Origin of the sequence: Rhizobium sp. WCS2018Hpa-16, assembly GCF_031843705.1 — a bacterium.
Taxonomy (GTDB): domain Bacteria; phylum Pseudomonadota; class Alphaproteobacteria; order Rhizobiales; family Rhizobiaceae; genus Agrobacterium; species Agrobacterium tumefaciens_C.
In genome coordinates, this window is sequence record NZ_JAVTIX010000001.1 from 441,639 (window position 1) to 466,069 (window position 24,431).

Annotated in this window: 19 protein-coding genes; 6 read left to right on the forward strand and 13 right to left on the reverse strand. The window is 57.8% G+C overall.

Going from position 1 to position 24,431, the window contains the following annotated elements; all coding sequences use genetic code 11:
- Nucleotides 1–192: 192 nt before the first annotated feature.
- From RQI55_RS02160 to RQI55_RS02175, 4 genes are all read right to left on the reverse strand, one after another.
- On the reverse strand, nt 193–951 hold the full coding sequence (locus tag RQI55_RS02160) for a HugZ family protein (RefSeq protein WP_243255480.1): 759 nt from the start codon (nt 949–951) through the stop codon (nt 193–195).
- A 64-nt stretch (nt 952–1,015) separates the two neighbouring features.
- On the reverse strand, nt 1,016–2,668 hold the full coding sequence (locus RQI55_RS02165) for a thiamine pyrophosphate-binding protein (RefSeq protein WP_243255481.1): 1,653 nt from the start codon (nt 2,666–2,668) through the stop codon (nt 1,016–1,018).
- On the reverse strand, nt 2,665–3,870 hold the full coding sequence (locus RQI55_RS02170) for a CaiB/BaiF CoA-transferase family protein (protein ID WP_243255482.1): 1,206 nt from the start codon (nt 3,868–3,870) through the stop codon (nt 2,665–2,667). The genes RQI55_RS02165 and RQI55_RS02170 overlap by 4 nt, the downstream gene beginning before the upstream one ends.
- Nucleotides 3,871–4,109: 239 nt before the next feature.
- Nucleotides 4,110–5,042 (reverse strand): alpha/beta hydrolase, encoded by a 933-nt coding sequence (locus RQI55_RS02175; protein WP_243255483.1) that lies wholly within the window; start codon nt 5,040–5,042, stop codon nt 4,110–4,112.
- Between the two features lie 120 nt (nt 5,043–5,162).
- Here RQI55_RS02175 and ettA point away from each other — a divergent pair, with 120 nt between their 5' ends.
- The 3 genes from ettA (at nt 5,163) to RQI55_RS02190 (ending at nt 12,039) form a co-directional block, all read left to right on the forward strand.
- The gene (gene ettA, locus RQI55_RS02180; RefSeq protein ID WP_243255485.1) at nt 5,163–6,812 is read left to right on the forward strand and encodes an energy-dependent translational throttle protein EttA; all 1,650 of its coding nucleotides are present in this window, start codon (nt 5,163–5,165) and stop codon (nt 6,810–6,812) included.
- A 217-nt stretch (nt 6,813–7,029) separates the two neighbouring features.
- Nucleotides 7,030–9,306 carry a methyl-accepting chemotaxis protein gene (locus RQI55_RS02185; RefSeq protein WP_243255487.1) on the forward strand — a complete coding sequence of 759 codons (2,277 nt, stop codon included), beginning with the start codon at nt 7,030–7,032 and terminating at the stop codon, nt 9,304–9,306.
- A gap of 402 nt (nt 9,307–9,708) precedes the next feature.
- A complete protein-coding gene (locus tag RQI55_RS02190; protein ID WP_311272267.1) occupies nt 9,709–12,039 on the forward strand; it encodes a methyl-accepting chemotaxis protein in 2,331 nt (776 codons plus the stop codon).
- A gap of 113 nt (nt 12,040–12,152) precedes the next feature.
- Here the strand turns inward: RQI55_RS02190 and RQI55_RS02195 are convergent, their stop codons facing one another.
- A complete protein-coding gene (locus tag RQI55_RS02195) occupies nt 12,153–12,611 on the reverse strand; it encodes a VOC family protein (protein ID WP_311272266.1) in 459 nt (152 codons plus the stop codon).
- A 99-nt stretch (nt 12,612–12,710) separates the two neighbouring features.
- Between RQI55_RS02195 and soxR the strand changes: the two genes are divergently transcribed.
- The 3 genes from soxR to metF all read left to right on the forward strand — a co-directional run bounded on the left by soxR (nt 12,711) and on the right by metF (nt 15,216).
- A complete protein-coding gene (gene soxR / locus RQI55_RS02200; protein WP_311272265.1) occupies nt 12,711–13,160 on the forward strand; it encodes a redox-sensitive transcriptional activator SoxR in 450 nt (149 codons plus the stop codon).
- A 144-nt stretch (nt 13,161–13,304) separates the two neighbouring features.
- The gene (locus tag RQI55_RS02205; protein ID WP_192064129.1) at nt 13,305–14,318 is read left to right on the forward strand and encodes a metalloregulator ArsR/SmtB family transcription factor; all 1,014 of its coding nucleotides are present in this window, start codon (nt 13,305–13,307) and stop codon (nt 14,316–14,318) included.
- 1 nt (nt 14,319) lies between these two features.
- Nucleotides 14,320–15,216, forward strand: coding sequence for a methylenetetrahydrofolate reductase [NAD(P)H] (gene metF / locus RQI55_RS02210; protein ID WP_311272264.1), 897 nt, complete (start codon nt 14,320–14,322; stop codon nt 15,214–15,216).
- Nucleotides 15,217–15,651: 435 nt separating this feature from the next.
- Here metF and RQI55_RS02215 read toward each other — a convergent pair whose 3' ends face one another.
- From RQI55_RS02215 to RQI55_RS02250, 8 genes are all read right to left on the reverse strand, one after another.
- The gene (locus RQI55_RS02215; RefSeq protein ID WP_243255493.1) at nt 15,652–16,878 is read right to left on the reverse strand and encodes a lytic murein transglycosylase; all 1,227 of its coding nucleotides are present in this window, start codon (nt 16,876–16,878) and stop codon (nt 15,652–15,654) included.
- Nucleotides 16,879–17,035: 157 nt separating this feature from the next.
- The gene (locus RQI55_RS02220; protein ID WP_243255494.1) at nt 17,036–17,827 is read right to left on the reverse strand and encodes a glycoside hydrolase family 25 protein; all 792 of its coding nucleotides are present in this window, start codon (nt 17,825–17,827) and stop codon (nt 17,036–17,038) included.
- Between the two features lie 147 nt (nt 17,828–17,974).
- Nucleotides 17,975–18,652, reverse strand: coding sequence for a class I SAM-dependent methyltransferase (locus RQI55_RS02225; RefSeq protein ID WP_243255496.1), 678 nt, complete (start codon nt 18,650–18,652; stop codon nt 17,975–17,977).
- Entirely contained in the window at nt 18,649–19,899 is a 1,251-nt protein-coding gene (locus RQI55_RS02230; protein WP_243255497.1) for a DUF3419 family protein, read from the reverse strand. Before RQI55_RS02230 ends, RQI55_RS02225 begins: the two co-directional genes overlap by 4 nt.
- A 182-nt stretch (nt 19,900–20,081) precedes the next feature.
- The gene (locus tag RQI55_RS02235) at nt 20,082–21,122 is read right to left on the reverse strand and encodes a lytic transglycosylase domain-containing protein (protein ID WP_243255499.1); all 1,041 of its coding nucleotides are present in this window, start codon (nt 21,120–21,122) and stop codon (nt 20,082–20,084) included.
- Nucleotides 21,123–21,244: 122 nt separating this feature from the next.
- A complete protein-coding gene (locus tag RQI55_RS02240) occupies nt 21,245–21,880 on the reverse strand; it encodes a LysE family translocator (protein WP_042617218.1) in 636 nt (211 codons plus the stop codon).
- Between the two features lie 166 nt (nt 21,881–22,046).
- Entirely contained in the window at nt 22,047–23,258 is a 1,212-nt protein-coding gene (locus tag RQI55_RS02245) for a pyrophosphate--fructose-6-phosphate 1-phosphotransferase (RefSeq protein ID WP_243255500.1), read from the reverse strand.
- A gap of 309 nt (nt 23,259–23,567) precedes the next feature.
- A complete protein-coding gene (locus tag RQI55_RS02250) occupies nt 23,568–24,383 on the reverse strand; it encodes a DUF6236 family protein (protein WP_243255502.1) in 816 nt (271 codons plus the stop codon).
- Between the last annotated feature and the right edge of the window lie 48 nt (nt 24,384–24,431).

Sequence of the window (24,431 nt, forward strand, 5' to 3'; positions counted from 1 at the left end):
GAAATTTGCAGAAAGCCGGTCCTTTGGGCCGGCTTTTTTGTTTTCGGGGGGGGGGCGTACAGCGCTCACTTTCGTCATGCTCGGGCTTGTCCCTGATATCTGCAGGGTTTCAATTGTGGCAATGTGGTTAGATCCTCGGGACAAGCCCGAGGATGACGATAGCAACGGCGTTTTGTGTTTAATTCTAATGTTTTAAGAGCTTTCACTCGTAGCCTGATTCAACGCCTTGCCAAACTGATTCACATCCACCACCCGCTCATCAAACCACAGCCGCGCAAGGTCGCTGGCCGAGGTCAGATTGATGCCGTCAGGATCGATCGACGTGATTTTCCATGCGCCGGATTTTTTGCCTGCAAGGGCAGCGAGCCTTGAGGCTTCGCCTTTGATGGCGTTGAGGCGGGCGATTTCTGTGTCCGTCGCTGCCATCAGTTCTTCTGCGCCTGATAGATCGGTGCGCAGATCTGCAGGCGTGATGTTGCTGGCGTTGCGGGCCGGGCCGCCATTGATCTGCACGCCTTCCACCTTGAGGCGGTAAAGCTGCGTATCTGGCAAGGAGAGATAGAGCTTGGCTTTGGGGTAGCGGGCGATATAGCGCGCCTTGGCGAGCGGCACGTCTTCAGCGCCCATCAATTCGGCTTTTCCCACAAGCGTCAGTCTCGGCAGCGTCAGCGCATCACCCTTGGTGAAGGCGGCCAGAACCAGAGAGATACGCGCATCCGCCTCTATGTTGCGGGCATGGAGTGCCAAACGGGCGGTAAAGAAGAAGGGTGTTCCATCCGGCTCGATGGCGATGTTTGTGGCGGTGTTGTAGGGATAGCCGCTTTCAGCATCGATTGTGGCAAGGCCAGCGACGCGGCAGGTGTGCAGCACATCTCGGGCCACGCGGATGGCCTCGAAGGGTGCACCGGCGGAAGGTTCGATTTTTGCGCCGCGTGGGGTGATTGCTGCCATGATGCTCTCCGTCTTTTCGCTTGAACGATTTACATCATGGCAGGGCAATTTCCATTGCCAGATATTAGTTGCCTTCGCGAATTTGCGTCAGCGTGCGGGCAGGGGTGATGGCCTCAGGGTCGAGCTTGATCTCGATGATCGCAGGCTTGCCACTGGCGCGGGCGCGCTCGTAAGCTGGGCCGAAATCGTCCGTCTTCTCCACAATCTCGCCGTGGCCACCATAGGCCTTGGCGAAGGCGACGAAGTCAGGGTTGACGAGATCCGTTGCGCTGACGCGACCGGGATATTCCCGCTCCTGATGCATGCGGATGGTGCCATAGGTGCCATTATTGACCAGCACGGTGATGATGGGCAGGCCATAGCGCACCGCAGTGATGAATTCCTGCCCGTGCATCATGAAGCAGCCATCGCCTGCAAAGCAGACCACTTCGCGCTGCGGGAACAGATGCTTGGCGGCGACGGCGGCTGGCAGGCCATAACCCATGGAGCCGGAGGTGGGGGCCGATTGCGTGTTGAAGCGGCGGAAGCGGTGGAAGCGGTGCACCCAGGTTGCGTAATTGCCCGCGCCATTGGTGAAGATAGTATCTTCAGGCACATTGGCTTCGATCCAGTCCATGATCGGGCCCATCTGCACCGGGCCGGGGCCGGTCTTTGGCGGCGTGGACCATGTGCGATAGGTCGCGTGCATTGCGGCTGTGCGCTCTGCCCATACGGGGTTTTCAGGCGCTTCGAGCGTTGAAAGCGCTTCGACGAATTCGCCGGGGGCGGCGCAAATGGCAAGGTCTGGCCGATAGACGCGGCCAAGCTCTTCGGCCTGCGGGAAGACATGCACCAGCGTCTGCGACGGGTAGGGAATGTCGAGCAGCGTATAGCCTGATGACGGCATTTCCGACAGGCGACCACCCAGCAGAATGATAAGGTCCGACTGCTTGATTTCCTTCGACAGAGCCGGATTGATGCCGATGCCGACATCACCCGCATAGGACGGGCTCAGGTGATCAAACAGCATCTGGCGGCGGAAGGAGCAGCCGACTGGCAGCTTGAAGCGTTCCGCAAAGGTCTTGAATTGCGCGACGGATTCTTCCGTCCAGCGTGTGCCGCCGAGAATGACCATGGGGCGCTGCGCAGTCGCCAGCAACTCGGCAAGCTTTGCCATTTGCTGTGGGCCGGGGTGGTTTTCGACAGGCGTGTAGGGTTTGGCCGAGGGCGCTTCGACCAGCTCCACCAGCATGTCTTCCGGCAGGCTGAGCACCACCGGGCCGGGGCGGCCCGATGTGGCGACGGCAAAGGCGCGGCTTACGAATTCCGGAATGCGGCGGGCGTCATCGATTTCGCCGACCCATTTGGCGAACTCGGTAAAGGCGCGGCGATATTCGACTTCCTGAAAGGCTTCGCGCTCACGCGCATCGCGCTGCACCTGACCGATGAACAGGATCATAGGTATGGAATCCTGCATGGCGATGTGCAGACCGGCAGAGGCATTGGTGGCGCCGGGGCCGCGTGTGACCATGCAGATGCCGGGTTCGCCCGTCAGCCGACCCCAAGTGTCTGCCATCATGGCCGCGCCGCCTTCCTGACGGCAGACCACGGTTTCGATGCCGCTTTCGTAAAGCGCATCCAGCACGGCCAGATAGCTTTCGCCCGGCACGCAGGCCACGCGGGAAACGCCATTGGCTTTCAGGGCTTCGACAATCAATTGTCCACCGGTTCTCTTCATGGCGTCAGGTTCCTTTCAATCTCGATCAACTCGGCCAGCACTTCCTGCTGATGCTCGCCAAGGCGAGGGCTCGGGCGGTTATAATGTAAGGGCGTTTCGGACAGCACGATGGGCGTCCGTACACCGGGAATGATGGTGCCGTCTGCGGCCTCAAGATCAACCCGCAGGCCGCGTGCCTGCACCTGAGGATCGGCAAACATTTCCTCGATGGAATTGATCGGCCCGGCGGGCACGGCATTGCTTTCGCAGGCGGTCAACAGGTCGCGCTTCAGCCATTTCAGCGTCTCAGTAGAAACGAGCTGCCGGACCTCGACCTTGTGGGCGACGCGGGCTTTGTTGGTGGCATAACGTTCGTCATCGGCCACCGCTTCGATGCCGAGGATTTTGCACAGGCGGCGGAACTGTCCGTCATTGCCAACGGCCAGAATGAGGAAGCCATCGGCGGTGGGCACGACCTCGTAGGGTGAAATATTGGGGTGGGCATTGCCCAGCCGCACCGGGGCTTGGCCGGACATGAGGTAGTTCATGTTCTGGTTGGCGAGAACGGCGGATTGCACATCCAGAAGCGCCATATCGACATGCTGGCCCTGGCCGGTGCGCATGGCATGGATGAGGGCGGCCTGAATGGCAGTGACGGAATAGATGCCGGTGAAGATATCGGCCACCGCTACGCCCGCCTTCATCGGCTGGCCATCCGGCTCGCCGGTGATGGACATGAAGCCGGACATGCCCTGCACGATGTAATCATAACCGGCGAAATCCGCGTATGGCCCGGTCTGGCCAAAGCCGGTAATCGAGCAATAGATCAGCTTGGGGTTCAGCGCCCGCAGGCTCTGGTAATCCAGCCCGTATTTTTCCAGCCCGCCGCGCTTGAAGTTCTCGATGACGACATCGGCGGTTTTGACCAGACGGCGCACGGTATCACGGCCTTCATCGCTTTTCAGATCGACGGTGATGGAGCGTTTGCCACGGTTGGTGGAATGGTAATAGGCGGCGGAAAGATTGTCGCCATCCTTGCTCTCCACAAAGGGAGGCCCCCATGCGCGCGTATCGTCTCCGCCATCAGGGCTTTCCACCTTGATGACGTCAGCCCCCATATCTGCCAGCATCTGGCCTGCCCAAGGACCTGCCAGAACACGGGCAAGCTCAATCACACGAATGCCTGCAAGCGGCGGCTGTTTTTTGCTGGAAATGTCTGCCATGTTTTTCTCACATTTCAGAAATCTATAGCGGGGCTAACTTCTGCGTGCATGTGAAATAATCTCATGGCCTTATTCCGTTTCAGCAATGAGATGTTGCCGTTGGATTTGCGGGAGTAGTGCTATCGGTCTCGTCCACTCCTTCGTCATATCAGGGCTTGTCCCGAGGATCTAACGAACCCCTACATTGAACGTGGTTAGATCCTCGGGACAAGCCCGAGGATGACGTCGCATACGGAACGTCAGTTTGTCACCTTGCGCGTCCAGGCGGCAAAATCTGCGGCGGGGACTTCCCAGCCGATTTCGTTGAGGGTTTCGTGGCGCATGCCGGGGTAGATGCGGTCTGTGACATCCGTGAAGCCTGCGGAGCGGAATTGTTGCGCGAGCCAGACGATTTCGCGGCCATTGTTGGTGGCGGCGTCTTCATTGCCGCTGACGAGAAGGATGGGCAGGTCTTTGGGCAGGCGGGAGATGAGTTTGGGGCCGCGATAGGACATTTCAAACACATCCTGCCAGAGCGAGACGCTGGCTTCGAACTGGCAGAGCGGGTCTTCGACATAGGCATCGACGGCTGCCTTGTCGTGGCTCAGCCAATCGGCAGAGGTGCGTTTTTCCGGCATCTTGCTGTTCCAGATGCGGAAGGTTGCCTTGGGCAGGATGGCGCTCGGTACATCTGAACCCTTGAGCATCTTCTCGGTGCGCAAAATGACCTGCGCGACGCGCCCCATGATGCCGGGGTTGAGGTTGGAGTTCCAGATCGATAGGGCATCGAAACGGTCCGGGTGGCTGACGGCAGTGTTGAGTGCGATGAGGCCGCCCATGGAGTGGCCGAAAAGAATGACGGGAAAGCCGGGGTGACGTTCTCCAACCATGGTCCTGATGGCCATGACATCAGTCATGACCTTTTGCACGCCGTCTTTCCATGCGAAGCGCCCGATGGGCGCGTCGTCGGCCTTGGTGCGTCCGTGGCCACGGTGGTCATGGGCGTAGACCTCAAACCCTTGAGCCGCCATGGCCTGCGCGAAGCGGCGATAGCGCCCGGCATGTTCCACCAGCCCATGGCAGATCATCAAAACGCCGCGTGCCGGCCCTACTGCTGGCTCATGCCGATAAGCGACCGATGCGCCTGAAGGGCTTGCCAGTCGATTGATTTCACTGAAGGCCATATCGTCCATTCATCTCTCCGCGGCTCACGCTTATTGTTGGGGTAGAGGTTGCTCCCGGCCCCTAATTACCTTACATAGCGGCAAATTTCCCATTCGAATTTTCAAATCTGACGCGGAGCATTCGCTACAATGGCACGTCAATTCATCTACCACATGTCGGGGCTGAACAAGTCTTACGGCGCCAAGAAAATCCTTGAGAACGTCAACCTGTCGTTCTACCCCGATGCCAAGATCGGTATTCTCGGACCAAACGGTGCCGGTAAATCCACCGTGCTGCGCATCATCGCCGGTCAGGACAAGGACTTCACCGGTGAAGCCTGGTTGGCCGAAGGTGCGACCGTTGGTTACCTCGAGCAGGAACCGCATCTGGACGAGACCAAGAACGCGTTCGAAAACGTGATGGTTGGCGTGGCTTCCAAGACCGCCGTGCTTGATCGTTACAACGAACTGATGATGAACTATTCCGACGAGACTGCGGACGAAGGTGCCAAGCTTCAGGACATCATCGACAGCCAGAACCTGTGGGATCTGGAGCAGCAGGTCGAAATGGCCATGGAAGCCCTGCGCTGCCCGCCAAAGGACAGCGATGTTTCGCTGCTGTCTGGTGGTGAGCGTCGTCGTATCGCGCTCTGCCGTCTGCTTCTGTCGCAGCCGGACCTGCTGCTGCTTGACGAGCCGACCAACCACCTTGACGCCGAAACTATTGCATGGCTCGAAAAGCACCTGCGCGATTACCCCGGCGCCGTGATGATGATTACCCACGATAGATACTTCCTGGATAACGTTACCGGCTGGATTCTCGAACTCGACCGTGGCCGTGGCATTCCTTACGAAGGCAACTACTCTGCCTACCTGACGGCGAAAGCCAAGCGCATGCAGCAGGAAGCCCGCGAAGATGCAGGCCGCCAGAAGGCAATTTCGCGCGAACAGGAATGGATTGCATCCAGCCCGAAGGCACGTCAGGCCAAGTCCAAGGCGCGTATCAAGTCTTACGAGCAGCTGGTGGATGCCGCCGACAAGCAGCGCCCCGGCGACGCGCAGATCATCATTCCCGTGTCCGAGCGTCTCGGCCAGGTGGTGATCGAGATGCAGGGCATCGTGAAGGGCTTTGAAGGCCGCACGCTGATCAACGATCTCTCGATCAAGCTGCCACCGGGCGGTATTGTCGGTATCATCGGCCCCAACGGGGCCGGTAAGACGACGCTGTTCAAGATGATTACCGGTCAGGAAAAGCCGGATAGCGGTACGGTTCGCATCGGTGATACTGTTCAGCTTGGCTATGTTGACCAGAGCCGTGATGCGCTTGACGGATCCAAGACCGTTTGGGAAGAAATTTCCGGCGGCGCTGAAATCATCAAGCTCGGCAAGTTCGACATGAACTCCAGAGCCTATTGCGGTGCGTTCAACTTCAAGGGTGGCGACCAGCAGCAGAAGGTGGGCAACCTTTCCGGTGGTCAGCGCAACCGCGTGCACCTTGCCAAGATGCTGAAGGCCGGTGGCAACGTTCTGCTCCTCGACGAACCGACCAACGACCTTGATACCGAAACGCTCGGCGCGCTGGAAACAGCACTCGAAAACTTCGCTGGCTGCGCCATCATCATCAGCCATGATAGAATGTTCCTCGACCGCCTTGCCACGCACATCCTCGCTTTCGAAGGCGATGGCCATGTGGAATGGTTCGAAGGCAACTTCGAAGACTACGAACAGGACAAGGTCCGCCGCCTCGGTGCCGACGCACTGAACCCTGGCAGCCAGGCCTACAAGCGCCTGACGCGCTGATCCTAAAGTTGTAAATTGTCAAAAAGCCGCTGCATGTTTTTCGTGCAGCGGCTTTCTTTTTGTGCAGTATATTCCACTCATCTTTAGAAATGATTTTTATATTAGAAATAACAATTCGTATTTAGGCTTATTTAATCAGTCTCTCCCCTATTTGTACTGCTGCATATGAATTGCACGTTTGACGGGCATGACAGTCCCGGACCGGGAGTGAAATGTTATGAAGTTGGTTGATGTTGCAATCAGTAAGCGTCTTTGGACTGCGGTCGCTCTGCCGATGATTGCTGCAGGTTATCTTTCCTGTGTCAGCTTGGTTGAGCGTCTGGGTGACTATCACGAGATGAACAATGTGGTCGTTATTGAAGGCCAGTTGAAGAAGCTCAGCGATATCGCTCACTCACTGCAGGTTGAGCGTGGATTGACTGCGGGGTTTCTTGGCTCGAAGGGTGCGAAGAATGTTGCGGAGCTTTCTGCTGCGCGGAGCCAGACGGATAGCATCGCCAACCAGTTCGATTCCATTTTGAGTGTCCTTGGCGAATTGAGCGATGGAACCACATCCAGCAATTTCTCCACAGCCAGCACAAATCTGACCGCAGCCGTGAAGCTGCGCCCTTCCGTCGATGCCTTGTCTGCGACGGGTCCTCAGGCATTCAGTGCCTATACGTCAGCTATTGGCAATATCGTGTCCATTGTCGTGAGCATGACCGGTGAGGTGAGTGATCCCGATATCGCCCGGCAGATGGGGGCCTATTCCGAACTGATGAAGGCAAAGGAATTTGCGGGGCAGGAGCGTGGCCTCGGCAATGGCTTCATCAACGCGAAGAAAATGGACCCAACCCGCTTTGCGGAGTTTGCTGCGATGGCTGGTGGCCAGAAATCGCTGATCGATACATTCATTCTGGCGCAGCCGCGTGAGCGCGGCGCGAAATTCACTGAACTTCTTTCTGGGGTTACCAAGGACATATCGGATTTTCGCCAGCGCATTCTGGCGCAGGGGCAGGATGCCGATTTGAGTGGGCTGGATAGTGCCGCATGGTTTGCAATGGCGACGAAACGGATCGACGTCCTGAAGCAAATCGAAACCGAAAGCCTGGAGCAAATCCTAAACCTTGCGAAAAATCGCGCCCATGACGCGTACCAAAACCTGATCTTGATCGGAGCGCTGACGCTGTTGGGTGGCATTGCCATGGTCGTGTTGTCGAGCGTCATGGCGATGACTGTCGTCCGGCCCATCAGAAGCATGGTCGCCTCCATGGGCAGGCTTGCCAACGGTGATATTGACAAGACGGCTGCTCCTTCCGGTCGCAAGGACGAGATTGGCGATATGGAGCAAGCCGTTGAAATCTTCCGGCAATCTGCGCTGCGCAACCGTGAGCTTGAAGCTGCGGAAGCTGGAAACCGTGCGCGGGCTGAAAGTGAGCGTGTTGAAATGCAGCGCGTGGCCGAAGCTGAGGCCCAGGAACGCCTCATTCAGGCCACCAGCGCCTTTGCCCAGAGTATGAAACGACTGGCGAGTGGCGACATGCTGTGCGAGTTGCACCAGCCTCTCGCATCGCAGTTTGAGACATTGCGCCAGGACTTCAACAGCTCAGTGCGCCAACTACGCGAAACCTTGACCAGTGTGGGCCAATCGGTTTCGACGGTGACAAGCGGATCGCACGAGGTCTCGTCCGCATCTGGCGATCTATCGAAGCGCACCGAACAACAGGCTGCCTCGCTGGAGCAAACGGCGGCGGCGCTGGAGCAGATTACCGTCAATGTTACCTCCACGTCGAAGCGCTCCGCAGAAGCCCGTGGCGTGGTGCGGAGTGCCCGTGAAAAAGCGGGTCGCTCCGGTGAAGTCGTGCGCGACGCAGTTGCCGCGATGGGGAAAATCGAGGCGTCTTCCAAGCAGATCAGCCAGATCATCGGCGTTATCGACGAGATCGCGTTCCAGACCAATCTTCTCGCTCTGAATGCGGGCGTCGAAGCTGCGCGTGCTGGAGAGGCGGGCAAGGGCTTTGCCGTCGTTGCGCAGGAAGTGCGTGAACTGGCGCAGCGTTCTGCCAAAGCCGCAAAGGAAATCAAGGAGTTGATCAGAAACTCCGAGACTGCGGTGGGTGAAGGTGTCCGTCTGGTCAGTGATACGGGTGCTGGTCTTGGTGAAATTGCCGAACTGGTGCAATCCGTTAATTCGCACATGGAAGCCATTGCAACTGCCGCGCAGGAGCAATCTTCCGGCCTTTCCGAGATCAATTCCTCGATCAACCATATGGACCACACCACACAGCAGAATGCAGCCATGGTGGAAGAGATGACGGCAGCGGGTGCATCCCTTGCACGCGAAAGCGCAAATCTGAACGATCTGCTCTCGCATTTCCAACTCGGACAGCCCGCTCGTGCCAAGCCGATCGAGGTCGCGCCCCGTGCGGCGTCTCCGCGCCCCGTGCCACGCAGCGTGCCAATGAGCCACGGCAATGCCGTCCTGGCTGTGGCGAAGGATTGGGAAGAGTTTTAAGGCTCTCCATAGGGCTGCGGGTGGGGCGCGCTGGAGCGAAGGCAGTGAGCGCCTGTTCCGCAACTATCTCCAGCGTCTGGAGGTTGCGGTATCGAGTGCTGCCCGCTCCACGCCCGCCACCATTGTCAGATCGGTACAGGATTTCCGTTCCTAGGCTTTCGGCGAGAGTTTCTCAGTCCACGACGAGAAAGAAGGGCATCAGCGAAAGCTGGTGCTTCGGCCACACTCAATTTTAAAAGCTTTAGAACTTTTACGAATTTTTATTTGGTGGAGCATAGGCTCTCAGAGTGAGTCCTTATGCAGCGATTCGTCTGCACGGAGAGACCAATATTTATTGTCGTCAATTCCGGTAGATTTGGAATTATCAATTTTCAAGAAGCTGCTTTGTAATCCGGGGGTTACATGTTTTCGATTCGAAATATTCTTGTCAGCGCCTTTCTCATTGTGAGCATTCTGCTCTGTGGTCTTGTCGGGTCTTCGACATATTCCGCATTTTCGCAGTATCAGGTCAGCCGCTCGGTGAACGAGCTGGCCAATCTGGATCGCGCCCTGTTCAACACCCTTCTCAACTTCCGCAGCGAGCGCGGTGACAGTGCCAGTGCGCTGACGATGTCTCGCAGTGCGGGTGCGGCGTCCTATGAGAGCGTGCAGAAGGCGCGGGCAAAGGTCGATGCGGCTCTCTCACAGACGACTGGTGATTCCGACAGGGTCATTACCCCTGAGATCAGCAGCACGATGACCGCGATGCGCTCCGTCTATAGCCGTCTTCAGGAGCAGCGCAAAAAGATCGATCAGGCGGTAACGCTCGAACTGGACCAGCGTGAAAAGGGAATGGACAAGGTCATTCTCGATCTTGGCAACGAGTTCCTGAATTCGCTTGAGGCCACCTCGCTGGCGATTGAAAGCGAGATGCGCAGCCTCGACCCGAGCTCTGTCGCCCTCATTCAAATCCGCTCGCAAGCCTGGGCCGCACGTGCACTGGGTGGCAGCGGCGCTGTTGTTGTCAACGGTGTGGTTTCTGCCAATCGTGGCCTGAATGCTGCGGAGGTGAGCAGCATCATTGCAAACGACGCCGGTGTTGAGTTCGCCTGGAAATCGGTGCGTGTTCTTGTCAACCATCCCCAGATCGCTCAGTCTTTGAAGGACGAGCTGACCAAGGCTGACAACAGCTATTTCAAGGGCGATTTCGCCACGTGGCGCTCCGGCATTCTCGCCAAGTTGAAAGCGGGAGAGAGCGCTGGCGTGACCATTGATGAATGGCGCCCGAAGATTACCGCAGCGCTGGGCACGATCGCCTCTGTCGCTTCGCTGGCCATGGATGAGCTGAACCGGGTAGCGACGGCACAAGAAGCTGCCTATCTTCAGTCCCTGATCTTCTATTCCGTGCTTCTGGTCATTGCCATGGCAATCGGTATTGCGGGTATCTTCATCGTTGTTACCCGTGTGACACGGCCGATTTCGAGCCTGACGAGCTGCATGGGCAAGCTTGCCGATGGCGATCTGACCGTCGCAATTGATGGCGCAAGCCGCCAGGATGAAATTGGCGGCATGGCGCGCTCCGTGGAAGTTTTCCGCGAATCCGCTATTCGCAACAAGCAGTTGGAAGCCGATGCTGAGGTTAACCGCAAGCGTTCGGAAGAAGAGCGCGTGACGATGCAGCGGCAGGCTGAAGAAGAGGCTGAGGCGCGTCTTGTTCAGGCCACCAACACCTTTGCGGCCAGCATGAAGCGGCTGGCGGCAGGTGATATGCTGTGCGAGCTGAATGAGCCGCTGGCATCGCAGTTTGAAATGTTGCGCGGAGACTTTAACAGCTCTGTTCGGCAATTGCGTGAGACATTGGCGAGTGTCGGCGTCTCGGTTTCGACCGTGACAGGCGGTTCGCACGAAATCTCCTCTGCATCCGACGATCTGGCCAAGCGGACCGAACAGCAGGCTGCTTCACTGGAAGAAACGGCTGCCGCGCTGGAGCAAATCACATCCAATGTGACAGCGACATCCAAGCGGTCCACTGAGGCTCGCAGCGTGGTGCGCAACGCCCGCGAAAAGGCCAGCAGCTCCAGCGATGTGGTGCGCAACGCCGTTGCCGCCATGGAGCGGATCGAGCACTCCTCAAAGCAGATCGGCCAGATCATCGGCGTCATCGACGAGATCGCTTTCCAGACCAACCTTCTGGCGTTGAATGCCGGCGTGGAAGCAGCCCGTGCGGGTGAGGCCGGCAAGGGCTTTGCCGTCGTGGCGCAGGAAGTGCGTGAGTTGGCGCAGCGTTCGGCCAAGGCCGCGAAGGAAATTAAGGAGCTGATCAGCAATTCCGCGGTTGCGGTGGGCGAGGGCGTGCGTCTGGTGAATGATACGGGCACAGGGCTTGGCGAGATTGCCGAACTGGTGCAATCCGTGAATGTTCACATGGAAGCAATCGCGACAGCCGCGCATGAGCAATCCGTTGGTCTTGCGGAGGTGAATACGGCGGTGAACCATATGGACCAGGCAACGCAGCGCAATGCGGCGATGGTTGAGGAAATGAATGCCGCAGGTGCATCGCTTGCGCAGGAAAGCGCAAATCTGAACGGTCTGCTCTCTCACTTCCAGCTGGGACAACCGGGTCGTGCCCAGCCTGTTGCGACGGCGCCACGCGCGGCTTCTGCCCGCCCGGCCTCTCCACGACCGGCGCCACGGAGCGTGCCAATGAGCCACGGCAATGCCGCGCTGGCCACGAAAGAATGGGAAGAGTTCTGAGGCAATCCTCTCCTCTTTGATCTGGCTTTTGAGCCTTAGAATAAAGCCGCCGCATCCCGTGATGCGACGGCTTTTTTGCGAGAAAATTTGAGGATCTAGATTTGTCGCAGATCCTACGACCGCTCATTCCATGCCGAGAGCGTCATGACGCCCGGAATATCTGGCCGGGCTTGTTCTGGCAGGATTGCGATATATTCCAATTGGTGGCCGTCGGGGTCGTTGAAGTAGACGCTGGCAGCGGGCATCCACGGAAAGACGATGGGTTCGTCGATTTCCGCGCCGGTGCCGCTTTGAGGGGTAATCCCTTTTGAACGCAGGTAGGTGGGCGCGGCGATGACCTGATCCAGCGTTGTCTGGAATGCGATGTGCAGCTTCATTTGCAGCGGGCTGCTGTGGATGGACCATAGGCCAAGCATGGAGGTTTCTCGGCTGCCGATCCAGAAGAAGGCGACGTTTCGCTCGGTGATGGTGTGTGCCAGCTCAAGCCCGACGATATCGCGGTAGAAATCGATTGATCGCTCAAGGTCCGTGACGGTCAGGTGGGTCTCATACAGTCCTTGGACGGATATCATGGGTCAACTCCTTTGGTCGTTCAAAGCGCCTTCGTGCGGTGCTTGATTGATGGGCTGACAGGGTTCATAGGACCTCAACCATAGTTGAGGTCAAGAGGCATGACGGCGGAATTGAACATTCATCGGGAGTTGTCGGTTGGCGAGGTGGCCAAGCGGTGCGGCGTTGCCATTTCCACGATCCATTTTTATGAGGCGAAGGGGCTTTTGACGCCTTTGCGCAATGCCGGAAACCAGAGGCGCTACCCTCGAGAGGTGTTGCGCCGAGTGGCTATCATCAAGATTGCCCAGCAGGCTGGCATACCCCTTGCGGAGATTGGCACGGAACTGGCGGCCCTGCCGAACGGTCGCACCCCCAATGCGCAGGACTGGAACAATCTGGCCACATCCTGGCGTGCTGCTCTGCAGAAGCGGATCGACAAGCTTATGCAGCTTCGAGATGAACTGGAGGGATGCATCGGGTGCGGATGCCTGTCAGTGGCAGATTGCCCTTTGCGCAATCCTGGCGACAGACTGGGTGCTGAGGGGACGGGAGCTGTGCTTTTGAAATAGCTCGCCGTTGCAGGCTGTTAACCCTGTGCGGACTTGTGGCGGTGTCGGTCGGTTTTTGTCGCTCTGCCGGTTTCTGCCATCTTGCATCTCCTCTGAAATCGTATAAAGATATCTTTATATGTTGATTGAGTTGAGGTTGGTGCATTGGCTCTAGGGCTTGATAATCTGGTGGGGCTTTTGAAGGCGGCGGGCGAGCCGACTCGGTTCCGGCTGCTTGCGCTTTTAGGCGCTGGCGACCTGACGGTGACGGACCTGACGGAAATTCTGGGGCAATCCCAGCCGCGCATTTCCCGTCATCTCAAGCTTCTGGCCGAAGAGGACCTGATCGACCGTTATCAGGAAGGTGCATGGGCCTATTTCCGGCTGAAGCAGGATGGCATTGCTGCCGAGATGGTGAAGCAGCTGCTGGCGGCTGCATCGCGCAATGACGCCGTGCTGTTGCGGGATTCCGAGCGGCTTTCAGCCGTCAAGCGGGTGAGGGCGGAACGGGCGCAGGATTACTTTTCCCGTAACGCCTCTGCCTGGGATGAGCTTCGCCGTCTGCATGTGAGTGATGATGCGGTGGAAGGCGCGCTGCAAAAGCTGATTGGCACAACTCCGGTTGATTCCATGCTGGATCTTGGCACCGGTACGGGTCGTATCTTGCAGCTTTTCAGTGGCATCTATCGCCGCGCCATCGGCATTGATGCCAGCCGTGACATGCTGGCGGTTGCCCGCTCCAATCTGGACAAGGCCGGTGTGGCGCATGCGTCCGTGCGGCACGGCGACATCTTGAACCTGCCGCTGGAAAGCCAGGATTTCGATCTTGTGGTGGTGCATCAGGTCCTGCATTTTCTCGACCATCCACAGATGGCACTTGCCGAGGCAGCGCGAATGCTGCGCCCCAATGGCCGTCTCGTGATTATCGATCTGGCTCCGCATTCGCTGGAATATCTGCGGGAAGAGCATGCGCATGTGCGCCTCGGCTTCTCCCACCAGACGATGGAAGAGTGGCTGAAAAAGACCGGTCTGAAGCCCGAAACGGCTGTCGACCTGCATTCGGGAAATGCGTCTGCCCAATCGCTTGACGTTACAATATGGGTCGCGCGCGATCCGCGCCTGCTGATGGCTGGCGAGGAGACGATGGACGCACCGCTTCTTTCCGCCGGGAGGGCATGAGATGACAAACACCAATACAGACCGCCATGCGACCGAAAGCTTCAAGCTTTCCTTCGAGTTCTTCCCGCCTAAAAGCGCCGATATGGATGTTCAGCTGTGGGAAACGGTTGAGGAACTATCGCGCTGGAACCCGGATTTCGTTTCCGTGACCTATGGCGCAGGCGGCACGACCAAGGCGCCGACACTGCAAGCGGTGCAGCGCATGATCTCCGTTGCCGGATTGCCGACCGCATCGCACCTGACCTGCGTGGATGCCAGCAAGCAGGAGGTTCATGACGTCGTGGCCGAGTTTCGGGACGCAGGCGTGAAGCATTTCGTGGCGCTGCGTGGCGACCCTTCCACGGGCGTTGGCACCGACTACAAGCCGCATCCTGAGGGCTATGAGAACGCCGCCGCCCTGGTGCGCGGGCTGCGTGAGCTGGGCGATTTCGAAATCTCCGTTTCGGCCTATCCCGAAAAGCACCCGGAAAGCGAAAGCGATGCTGTCGATATCGATATGCTCAAGCGCAAGGCTGACAATGGTGCGACCCGTGCTCTGACTCAGTTCTTCTTCGATAATGATATTTTCGATCGTTACATGGAGCGCGTGACCAAGGCGGGCATCACCATTCCCGTGGTGCCGGGCATCATGCCAATCCAGAACCTGACGCAGTTGAAGCGGTTTGCCGGCCGTTGCGGCACCAGTGTCCCGTCGTTTCTGGATGACCGTTTTGCCGGTTACGATGATGATGTGGCGGGCAGGGCAAAGGTTGCGGCAGAGGTTGCTGCCGAGCAGATCCTTGATCTGCAACGGCGCGGTATCAACGAATTCCACCTCTACACCATGAACCGCGCGCCGCTGGTGAACGCTGTTCTGGAAAATGTGGGCTATCGTCCGCTGCGCAAGTCAGCCGCGTAAGCGGTTTGGCCTTTCAAATTGCTGAAATGAAAAAAGCGCAGGTTTGGCAAAACCTGCGCTTTTTACTTTGATTGATAATCAACTGCTTGATGTTGGCGACAACCCCAAGGTGCGTGTCAGATGAATAACATCACTCCGATAAACGCGAACGCCACACCAACTGCTAAGGCATTAAGAGAATTTGTAAGTCCCATGCTCTGCCTCCTTTACGTTGACAGTAAGCATTATGACCCTTTTGTGTCGCTTGAAAAGCGAAATCTATATTGCGGCGCACACAAAAATGGCCACAATTTCAGAGCGTTGGAGCCAATCCATTGAAAAACAACTTATATTACGATCTGTAAAATTGAGTGCAAATTGTGAAAAAACGTAAACGGCCATGGTTAATGCCATGGCCGTTTGTCTTAATGGGTTAGAATCCGTGGTTTCGGCGTATCAGAGCGCGTCCAGCAGAGCGCGGGTTGGCCAGCCATCTGCGGGCAGACCGAGGCGCTGCTGCTCACGCTGAACCGCGATGCGGGTGCCGGAGCCGAGGATGCCGTCGATCTTGCCGACATCATGCGTCTTGGCATCCAGCTTGGTCTGAAGTTCCTTCATCGCGGCATCATCGAGACCTGGCTCCGGGTTGCCCTTGGCATAGACAGGGGCGCCCATGAAGCGGGTTGCGAAATAGGCCGCCGAGGTGGTGTAGATGAAGGACTGGTTCCATTCCAGATAGATGTTGAAGTTGGGGTAGGTGAGGAAGGCCGGACCCTTGCGGCCCTGTGGCAGGATGAGGGCTGCGGGCAGGGCCGCAAACGCCTTGTCACCGTTCTTTGGTGCAACGCCGAGGTTGAACCACTCGCCCGCTGTCATCGTGCCGCCGAGACCGGATTTTTCCCAAGGGAGGTTTTCCGGTACGGAAACTTCCTCGATCCATGGCTCGCCCTTCTTGAAGCCGAGATGCTGGATGAACTTCGCAGCGGTCAGGATGGCATCCGGGCTGCTGGCCTTGACGTTGACGTGGCCATCGCCATCACCATCCACGCCGAAGGCAATGATGTCTTTTGGCAGCATCTGCACCTGGCCGATTTCGCCTGCCCATGCGCCGGTGTTGGTGGCGGGATCGAGATCGCCGTGCTGAACCATTTCGGTCAGCGCGATGAGCTGCGGGCGAAAGAGTTCCGGGCGGCGGCAATCATGGGCCAGCGTGACCAGTGCGTTGCGGGTGTTGAAGTCTCCCTGAACCGCGCCGAAATCTGTTTCCATGGCCCAGAAGGCGGCGATGACACCTGCGGGAACGCCAAATTCTTCTTCAGCGCGCTTGAAGGTGGTATTGTATTCTTGGATTTTCTTGCGGCCCATATCCAGCCGTCCCTGGCTGACGGTGCGCTGGGAGAATTCAAGGAAGGTCTGGCGGAACACGCCCTGGGCGCGGTCTCGTGACAAAACCTTTTCGTCGATCTGCGCGCCTGATAGCGCCTTGTCAACGGCAGCTGCCGGTACACCCTTGGCCACTGCATCGGTCTTCACGCCAGCAAGGAACGTTGCGAGATCGCCACCGCAGGCTACCTGCTTTGGATCATCGGGCGAGACCGCGGGGGTGACAGCGAGCGCAGAGCCGCAGGACAAAGTCAGGAGAGTGGCAGCAAGCGCTATGCTGCGGGGGGAAAAGCTGGACATTAAAATACCTCGAGTGAGCTTGTGACCCTGCGTTCGCCAAAATTTGTGGCAGAAGCGTGGGCAGACACGGGGAAAAGCCCCACGTGTCGTTTTGTTTCCCGGACATGCGAATATTTCACATGTGATCTGCCACAATTTCTAGGAAAATCAAGGTCACTTAGCCGCGCGGCTGGTTGGCTGAGGCCATCCATTGACGCCAGTTTTTCTCGGAGCCGGCGAAGACGTTGATATCTGTGGGGGTGCTGATGCCGGGGATGACGCCGGTGCCGGTATATTGCCAGAAGGACCATTGCCGATCGCTGTAGATCTCAGCTGGGTGGGCGGCGGTGGAGCGGACCCAGAAAGGGTAGTTCTTGAACTGGCCGACCAGATTATCGCGGTGGAAATCCACGCTGGTGTAGATGATGGGCCGCTTGCCGTAATGCGCTTCGATGCGACGCATGAATTTCAGCATCTCAGAGCGCACCACTTCCGGTGCAGGGCGCGTCTTGCAGGTGGGGGAGGCGGGGTTCCACTCCACGTCCAGCACGGGCGGCAGCTTCATGGATTCCTTCGGAACGCTGCGAATGAACCAGTCTGCCTGCGCATCCGCTGTCGCGCAGAAATAATAGAAGTGATAGGGCGCATGCGGAATGCCAGCGGCTGCGGCCTCGCGCCAATATTTTTCAAAGCGGGCATCGAGACGGTCGGTACCTTCCGTTGCCTTGATGAAGGCGAAGGAAACGCCGGATTTCCGTACGGTCTTCCAGTCGATTTCGCCATTCCACTTGGACACATCGATGCCATGCACCTCATGCTTATGGGGAGATCTGGAGCCGAATTCGTGGGGATCATTGTCCTTGAAACGGGGCTGGGCCAAGGATGCTGTTTCGAGGAAATCGTAGCTGGTGGAGGTGCAGCCGCTGAGCAGAAGAACGGTCGATAAGATAGCCGGAAGAAGCCGCTGCATGATAATCCCAGAAATACGAATGGCAGTCCGCGCTGCCCGGAGAAGGGCGCGCCGTAATCTCTCATTTACCATAACAGGGTAAACAAGGTGTTATGGCAAGCGCCAGCCCCCTCGATTTCCGTCATCTCACGCGGATGTCAGGCCGTTTCAGGCTTTGGGAAGTGTCAGAACTGCCCGCCAGGCATAGCCACGGGCAATCGGTTCGAACTCCAGCGTTGCACCGTGGCTGCCTGCCAGCGTTTCCAAGACGTAGCGCATATTGGCGCGGGGGGTGACGTGGAATTTGGCAAGCCATGCCTGAAGCAGGCTGCGGAACCAGGTTGGCAAATGCTCCTGCTGGCCGAAATCCACGATGTGCAGCGAGCCGCCGGGTGCGAGCGCCAACAAGGCGCGTTCGACTGCCTTTTCCCAATCCGGGATCATCGAGACCGCATAGGAAATCATGATCCTGTCAAAGCCGGAGGCGCGGCCAAATTCTGATAGCTTGAAGGTGGTGGCATCCGACACGCGCAGGATTGGGCGCTCGCGGTGGCTGCCGAAGTTCTCGCTGGCGGTGGTCAGCATTTCCGACGAAATATCCAGACCATAGAGCTTTGCCTTGGGGAAGAGCTTTGCGGCGCGCAGGAGGTTGCGCCCTGTGCCGCAGCCGACTTCCAGCAGATTGCCATCCACGGGAACATTCAGCCTGGCGATGGTCGTATCGCGGCCCAGAAGGTAGTATTTGCGCGTCAGATCATAGATGTGCCGCTGGTTGCGATACATCTTGTCCATGAGGTTGGCGTGGTTGACATCACCAAGGCTGATTTGATCGCCGATGCTCTTCATGCCTGTGCCCTCTGATAGATGTGGAAGCCGCCATAGATGGCGGAGCGGTCGCTTGCGTTCAGCTCCTGCGAACGCTCGGCCAGATAGGTCCATTGCGCGCTGATGTCAGGCGACAGGCGGCCTTCGATGACACTCTTTTCAGCGGCGGTGCGGAAGATGACGCGGGCCTCTGGTGCCGCCGTGCGGCTGATCTGCGACCACAATTCGTTGATCTGCGTGTCCGTCATCCAGTCCTGCGCATCGAGAAGCACGTAACGGTCTACCGAGGAGGCTGGCTTGGAGGCCAACAGCTCGGTGAATGTGGCGTGGTGAACGGAGACGCGCGAGGCGTTTTCGCGGATGGCTTCGTAATAATCGCTGCGCAGATAATCCGGCAAATTGCCTTCCTGCGATTGCGGATAGCGGCGCGCAAAGGCCTGCCAGGCGAAGTAATTCTCCTTCAGCGGAAAATCGCAGGCGAGCTTTTCAAGGCGCTGGCGCAGAACCGGAGCAATGGTGTTGCCGTGCGAGAGGCTTGCCAGCTCATCATACTGGCGTGGCGGAATGCCGAGGCCGAAGAGCGAACTTTTGCGCTTCGTCAGCCAGCGGATCATAGGCTTGTCGAACAGGGGCGCGACCTTCTGATCGAAGAACTGGCGCTGCTCATCCATGGAGCGGGCATTGGCCATATCCGTCAGCTTCACGCCGTGCAGGCGCGCCAGCACGTGGCCAACGCCGATGAAGCGGCCCAGAAGCCCGGTGCGGTAGATATTACGATCAAAGACAGTGATGCGACGGCGTCCGCTTAAAGTACGCTTGGACCAATAGGCGCGGGTCTGTGCATCCAGATTGGGGGCGATGAACCGGTCATAACCGGAGCTGTTGGAGCGGACATCGGCCACGCCGAACTGGCGCACGACATCACCATGGTTCGGCAGGTGGCGGAACGCGGCCAGTTTCAGCTTGTTGAGCGCGATGTGATGGGGATTGAGATCAACCACATCGATGCGCGAAGGATTGCGGGAGAGATAGGCCAGCACGTTGCAGCCGCCGGAGCCAATGGTGACGATGCTGTGGCCATCGCGCAGCTCCATGGCGCGCATATCGACATCAGGATCTTCCCAGATCTGCGGATAAACCAGACCGGAAAACAACACGCCGAACAGGCGCTCGGACAGGCCGCTGGTGGACAGGGCCTTGTGCTGGAGGAGGGCACTCTTGAGCTTAACGTTTTTGCTGAAACCTGTCTTTGGCGCCACACTCGTCATCTGATTCCACCTCTCATTCGGTTCAGAGGCGTTTAGCGGCGGGACGCAACAGTTTGATGACGGGCGCCTGTGGGGCGCGCCAGACGTCTTCTCCAAGATGAGAGAGGCGAACAAGTGACAGAGAGGCTAGGAAGAAACGATCTTCCGGCCTGTGGGGAGATGCGGAAAATGGTGCGGCAGGATTACTTGCGCAGGACGTGCAGCATGCCCTTGCGCTTGGCGTCGTAATAATAGCCGCGCGCATAGAGGCGAACCGCGTTGTCGCGGTCGTTATCGGCCACCATCCATGCACCGCGCAGGTATTTCACAGCATATTTCAGGTTGGTTTCTGCGTCGAAGAGGCCGGAGGCCGGGCCATCGAAGCCCATGGAGCGGGCTGTGGCGTGCTTGATCTGCATCAGGCCGAAGTGGCCGCCGTTAATGGCGCGCGGATTGTAACGGCTTTCACGCATGACCACACGGTGGACCAGATCTTCCGGCACATCGTACATGGTTGCATATTTGGTGATGAGACCGCTGAGCTGCTGGCGTCCACCCATGGCGGTGGCCAATGGAGATGTTGTTAGACCTTCGCGTGTACTGATGGCGGCAAGGGCCGCGTTTTGCGGGGCAGAAGCATAGGCCAGCATCGCGCCCTGCGGCTTCGGCACGGGAATGACGCTCTGCTGCTTCATCATTTCTTCCGTCAGCGGAATGGCGGCCGCTGAGGGTGTGCCTGGTGCGCTTGGCGCTGCCGGAAAACCGCCCTTGAGGGCAACGACCTGAGGAAGAGCGGCGCTGGTAGCGGCCTGCTGGGTGACGGCTGCGGCGGCAGAGGTTGTTGCGGCTGGTGCAGCAAGTGCTACCGGCGTGACAGGGGGCTGCATTTGCGCGCTGATGGCTGCTGCGGCTGCAATTTCGGATGCTGGTGGAAGTGCGACGCGGCCACCCTTGAGGGCGGTGGCAGTTGGCAATGGATTGGTGGTGTTGGCTGCGGCAAGCTGGGGAGCTGCGGGCGCCGTTGTCGAGACTGTGGTGGCGGAAGCGGGCTGCGCTGAAGCTGTGGCTTCCTGCGTGGTAGCGGGTGTTTGGCTGGCGGTATTTTCAGATGCTGGTGTAACCGCTGTCATCTGCGGGCGGGGGCTGTATTCGACGCTGGTGCATCCTGCCAATGTGAGCGCCATGCCCATGGTGGACGACAGAAACAGCGCCGATTTTCGACGAAAATTGCCTGAAATTTTCATTCTGCCGCCTCTAACTGCACTGCCGGTCTCAAGCCCAGATTCAAGCGAAACGGGCAGTCCCTGTGGCGCGATCATTAACCTATCGTGAGGTTTCGGGCAAGCGGGGACTGAGTAGCAAATTCTTATGCAGCGATTTTGCGGTATCCTGCCGTGACGGCGCGACCGGCGATGAAGCTCTTACGCTTTGAATTTGCTGGTTTTTTGGAAGCAGACATGCGCCGCACTGATGTGATGGTAAAGCGTGCGAATACCGCCTGCAGGCTGAGGCAGACAAGAGCAATGAGAAGAAGGACCGCCTGCATCTGCGTGACCATTTCAACCACATCGCGTGTGCCGTTCAAAAACTGCATGAGGAAGGCGACGAAAAAGCCGAAATAGCGCAGGCGCAGCGCAGCCGTCACGAAGCAATCGGAAAACACGGTGCCGAAGGATTTTCCGCGCAGATTGTCGTTGTCGGCATTGGCCTCACGAGCGGCGGGGGTGGCGATTGTCCAGAGAACGAACAGCATCAGCCATGCGGTTCCGGTCCAGCGCAGAATATCGATGAGAGAGGATGGCATCAGCTCGACGCCGACCACGATGATGGACGCGGCGGTGACTGTTGTCACGATGCCAAGGGTTGCGCCTGACACGGCCGCGAGCGTGGCGCGCTTGCCACGAATGGAAGCGTAGCTGGCGACCTTGAACGAGATGAGTGAGGGCAGTGTGAAAAGAATGGCACAGGCCAAGCAGAACACGAGCCAGACTTGCACAGACATTGCTTTCCTCCTTGCCCTCCCTGCACGTATTTTTTGTTAACCTACAGCATTGCCCCAGAAACCGAAACGGATTTATGGGTCTGAAGGTTCATAACGTCAGAGCGGTGTGTTTGCGCCACACTGTGCGGTTTGCCGCATCATGTGGCGCAAAGAGGCGCTTTTATGCTCAGGCTGCCTTATAGGGCTGGCCGATGTGGTTCATGACCTCGTCGAACCACGGTGTGGACAGATCGAAGTGCTTGCCGCCCTTGATGCGCGGGAATTCGATGGTGCGCAGCTTGCCGCCCTGGTCCTCATCATGACCGGTGACGCCGGATACCTTGTTGAGCGCGCTTTCCACGGCCAGATCAACCATGCTCTGGATGAGGCGGAGGTCTTGGCCGTTGGCAGGGGCGGAGCGGGCATAGTAACCAGACTTCTGCACCATGGTGCGTTCTGCGCCGATGAGGCCAGCAAATTGCTTTTGGAACCAGCCGCCAACATTGATCGTGTCGATCTTGACGTGGCCGAAGGCATCGCGCTTGACGGTTTCGCCAGATGCTTCGCGCTCGGCAACGATCGAATCAAGGCCAGCGCCTTCCGACACGAAGAGCGTGACGAAGCCGGTCTTTTCCATTGTCTTCTTCAGGCGCTCGGCTTCGGCCTCGATATCGAAGGCCATTTCCGGCAGATAAAGGCCATCGATGCTTTTCAACTGCTCGCCCATCAGCAGACCCTCGACATATTCATTGCCGCTGGTCTTTTGAATATAGGCGCGCGCTGTTGCTGCCGTGAGCCAGCCGCAGTGGCGGCCCATGACTTCGTGAATGACAAAGGTCTTGGGCGCAGCACTCTGTTCATTGCTGACATTATCGAAGAAATTTGCGCCGACTTCTGCAGCTGTCCATGCGCCCAGCGACTGCTTGATGGGGACGACGTCATTGTCAACCGTCTTGGGCAGGCCGACGACGGTGAGGTTATAGCCATTGGCGCCGAGATAGGCTGCGAGATCGGCCGCTGTGGTGTTGGTGTCATCGCCACCGATGGTGTGGAGAATGGTGACGCCATCTTTCGCCAGGCGATCTGCAGCAACCGCCAGCGGGTTCTCGCCTTCCTTGACGAGGCCGCGCTTGGCGCAATCTGCGGCATTGGTCAGCTTCACGCGGCTGTTGCCGATGGGCGAGCCGCCATAGCGGTGCAGAAGATGAGCCTTTTCGCGCATGCTGCTGGTGATTTCGACGCTATCGCCCAGCAAAACGCCCTGATAGCCGGAGCGATAGGCCACGATATCGATGTCAGGCGCGATGTCGCTGTAACGCTCGATCAGGCCGCCCACGGCAGAGGAGAGGCATGGTGCAAGACCGCCTGCGGTCAACATTGCAACTTTCTGTTTGGCCATCGTGGCACTCCTTCGTGTTTGTTCAAACGATCTCGCCAAAGATCCGCTGGGGCAAATGGATGGAGCAGCCAATGGGGCATGTAAAGTGAATTTCTCAAGAAATTCGGGCATTTCGAGGCAATTTTCGAACCCCTTGAGCGCGGTGGCCGATATAATCGTTTCAATTGGCTGGAGGGCGCTATGGCGCACCGCGAGCTTTGACGCAAACTCGCGCCAGCTTTGGCACACCAAAACGAATCTCGCTGGAGGGCGGCGCGTCCTTCTGGACAGAACGGCGCTAGCTTCTCTAATACGAAACAAAAGGCTGCCCTAACGAAACACTTCGTCGTGATATCGTGCCACATATCTGAAGGCATTATTTCCTTTGACGGGGTTCGGAGTGGCTAGGATGTTTTTGATCGTCACGCTCCCTCCTGCGAGGATGCTGTTTCCTACGATTACGGGCCATGTTGCGCCAAGGGCTATGCTGCCAGTCGCCGCCACCCCCGCCGCGACCAAATTGAAGTCTGCTGCTAAGTCGTAAAGCCGATGTGGGATGCTAGATTCCTTTGTTACCTCAAGTTGTTCTCTTGCTGCTCGGGAAAGCTTCTCTAGAGCGTTATGAGCGGCGAGAGGTTTATCGGGAGATGCCGTTACAGACAGGTAACATTCGTCGATGTAGTTCATCACCGCCTCTCGCTCGTCTCGGCGACGCTCCCGAAATTCCAGAATATCTTCAAGAGGGACATCCTTTTCAGGGACGGGCAAAGCTTTGACCAGTTCAATTCGTAAACCTCTGCCCTCCTCTGTTTCCGGTCCATCCCACGCGCCCACGCCCGACCCCAATGACCAAGAGCCGGGGGATGCAACTTCTAATTTCTTGAATGTCATGCTCCGTGCTTCGATGGTACGTGCAGCTAATTCGGTTGATTTAAGTTGCGTTGCTCGGTCATAGGAATGAATATCTCGACTTCCTAAGAACTCGAACTCAGGCCCAAGTGACCTAACCATGATTGTCGTAGGCGTAGCGATCTTATCCCAAAATAATACCCACAGTCGCACCAGATTGAGATCGACATCTCCGCTATATGATAGGTCGTTGGGGAGCCTAACGCTAACTCTAGGCATTACGATAATTCCGCGCATTTAACGTTCCTTTATTGAGCGACAGTTAAGTGGCGCATCACGCGAAAG

Excerpts from the sequence above, each read along its gene's own strand:
- RQI55_RS02160 (WP_243255480.1), bottom strand. The coding sequence starts at position 951 with ATGGCAGCAATCACCCCACGCGGCGCAAAAATCGAACCTTCCGCCGGT.
- RQI55_RS02165 (WP_243255481.1), bottom strand. The coding sequence starts at position 2,668 with ATGAAGAGAACCGGTGGACAATTGATTGTCGAAGCCCTGAAAGCCAAT.
- RQI55_RS02170 (WP_243255482.1), bottom strand. The coding sequence starts at position 3,870 with ATGGCAGACATTTCCAGCAAAAAACAGCCGCCGCTTGCAGGCATTCGT.
- RQI55_RS02175 (WP_243255483.1), bottom strand. The coding sequence starts at position 5,042 with ATGGACGATATGGCCTTCAGTGAAATCAATCGACTGGCAAGCCCTTCA.
- ettA (WP_243255485.1), top strand. The coding sequence starts at position 5,163 with ATGGCACGTCAATTCATCTACCACATGTCGGGGCTGAACAAGTCTTAC.
- RQI55_RS02185 (WP_243255487.1), top strand. The coding sequence starts at position 7,030 with ATGAAGTTGGTTGATGTTGCAATCAGTAAGCGTCTTTGGACTGCGGTC.
- RQI55_RS02190 (WP_311272267.1), top strand. The coding sequence starts at position 9,709 with ATGTTTTCGATTCGAAATATTCTTGTCAGCGCCTTTCTCATTGTGAGC.
- RQI55_RS02195 (WP_311272266.1), bottom strand. The coding sequence starts at position 12,611 with ATGATATCCGTCCAAGGACTGTATGAGACCCACCTGACCGTCACGGAC.
- soxR (WP_311272265.1), top strand. The coding sequence starts at position 12,711 with ATGACGGCGGAATTGAACATTCATCGGGAGTTGTCGGTTGGCGAGGTG.
- metF (WP_311272264.1), top strand. The coding sequence starts at position 14,320 with ATGACAAACACCAATACAGACCGCCATGCGACCGAAAGCTTCAAGCTT.
- RQI55_RS02215 (WP_243255493.1), bottom strand. The coding sequence starts at position 16,878 with ATGTCCAGCTTTTCCCCCCGCAGCATAGCGCTTGCTGCCACTCTCCTG.
- RQI55_RS02220 (WP_243255494.1), bottom strand. The coding sequence starts at position 17,827 with ATGCAGCGGCTTCTTCCGGCTATCTTATCGACCGTTCTTCTGCTCAGC.
- RQI55_RS02225 (WP_243255496.1), bottom strand. The coding sequence starts at position 18,652 with ATGAAGAGCATCGGCGATCAAATCAGCCTTGGTGATGTCAACCACGCC.
- RQI55_RS02230 (WP_243255497.1), bottom strand. The coding sequence starts at position 19,899 with ATGACGAGTGTGGCGCCAAAGACAGGTTTCAGCAAAAACGTTAAGCTC.
- RQI55_RS02235 (WP_243255499.1), bottom strand. The coding sequence starts at position 21,122 with ATGAAAATTTCAGGCAATTTTCGTCGAAAATCGGCGCTGTTTCTGTCG.
- RQI55_RS02240 (WP_042617218.1), bottom strand. The coding sequence starts at position 21,880 with ATGTCTGTGCAAGTCTGGCTCGTGTTCTGCTTGGCCTGTGCCATTCTT.
- RQI55_RS02245 (WP_243255500.1), bottom strand. The coding sequence starts at position 23,258 with ATGGCCAAACAGAAAGTTGCAATGTTGACCGCAGGCGGTCTTGCACCA.
- RQI55_RS02250 (WP_243255502.1), bottom strand. The coding sequence starts at position 24,383 with ATGCGCGGAATTATCGTAATGCCTAGAGTTAGCGTTAGGCTCCCCAAC.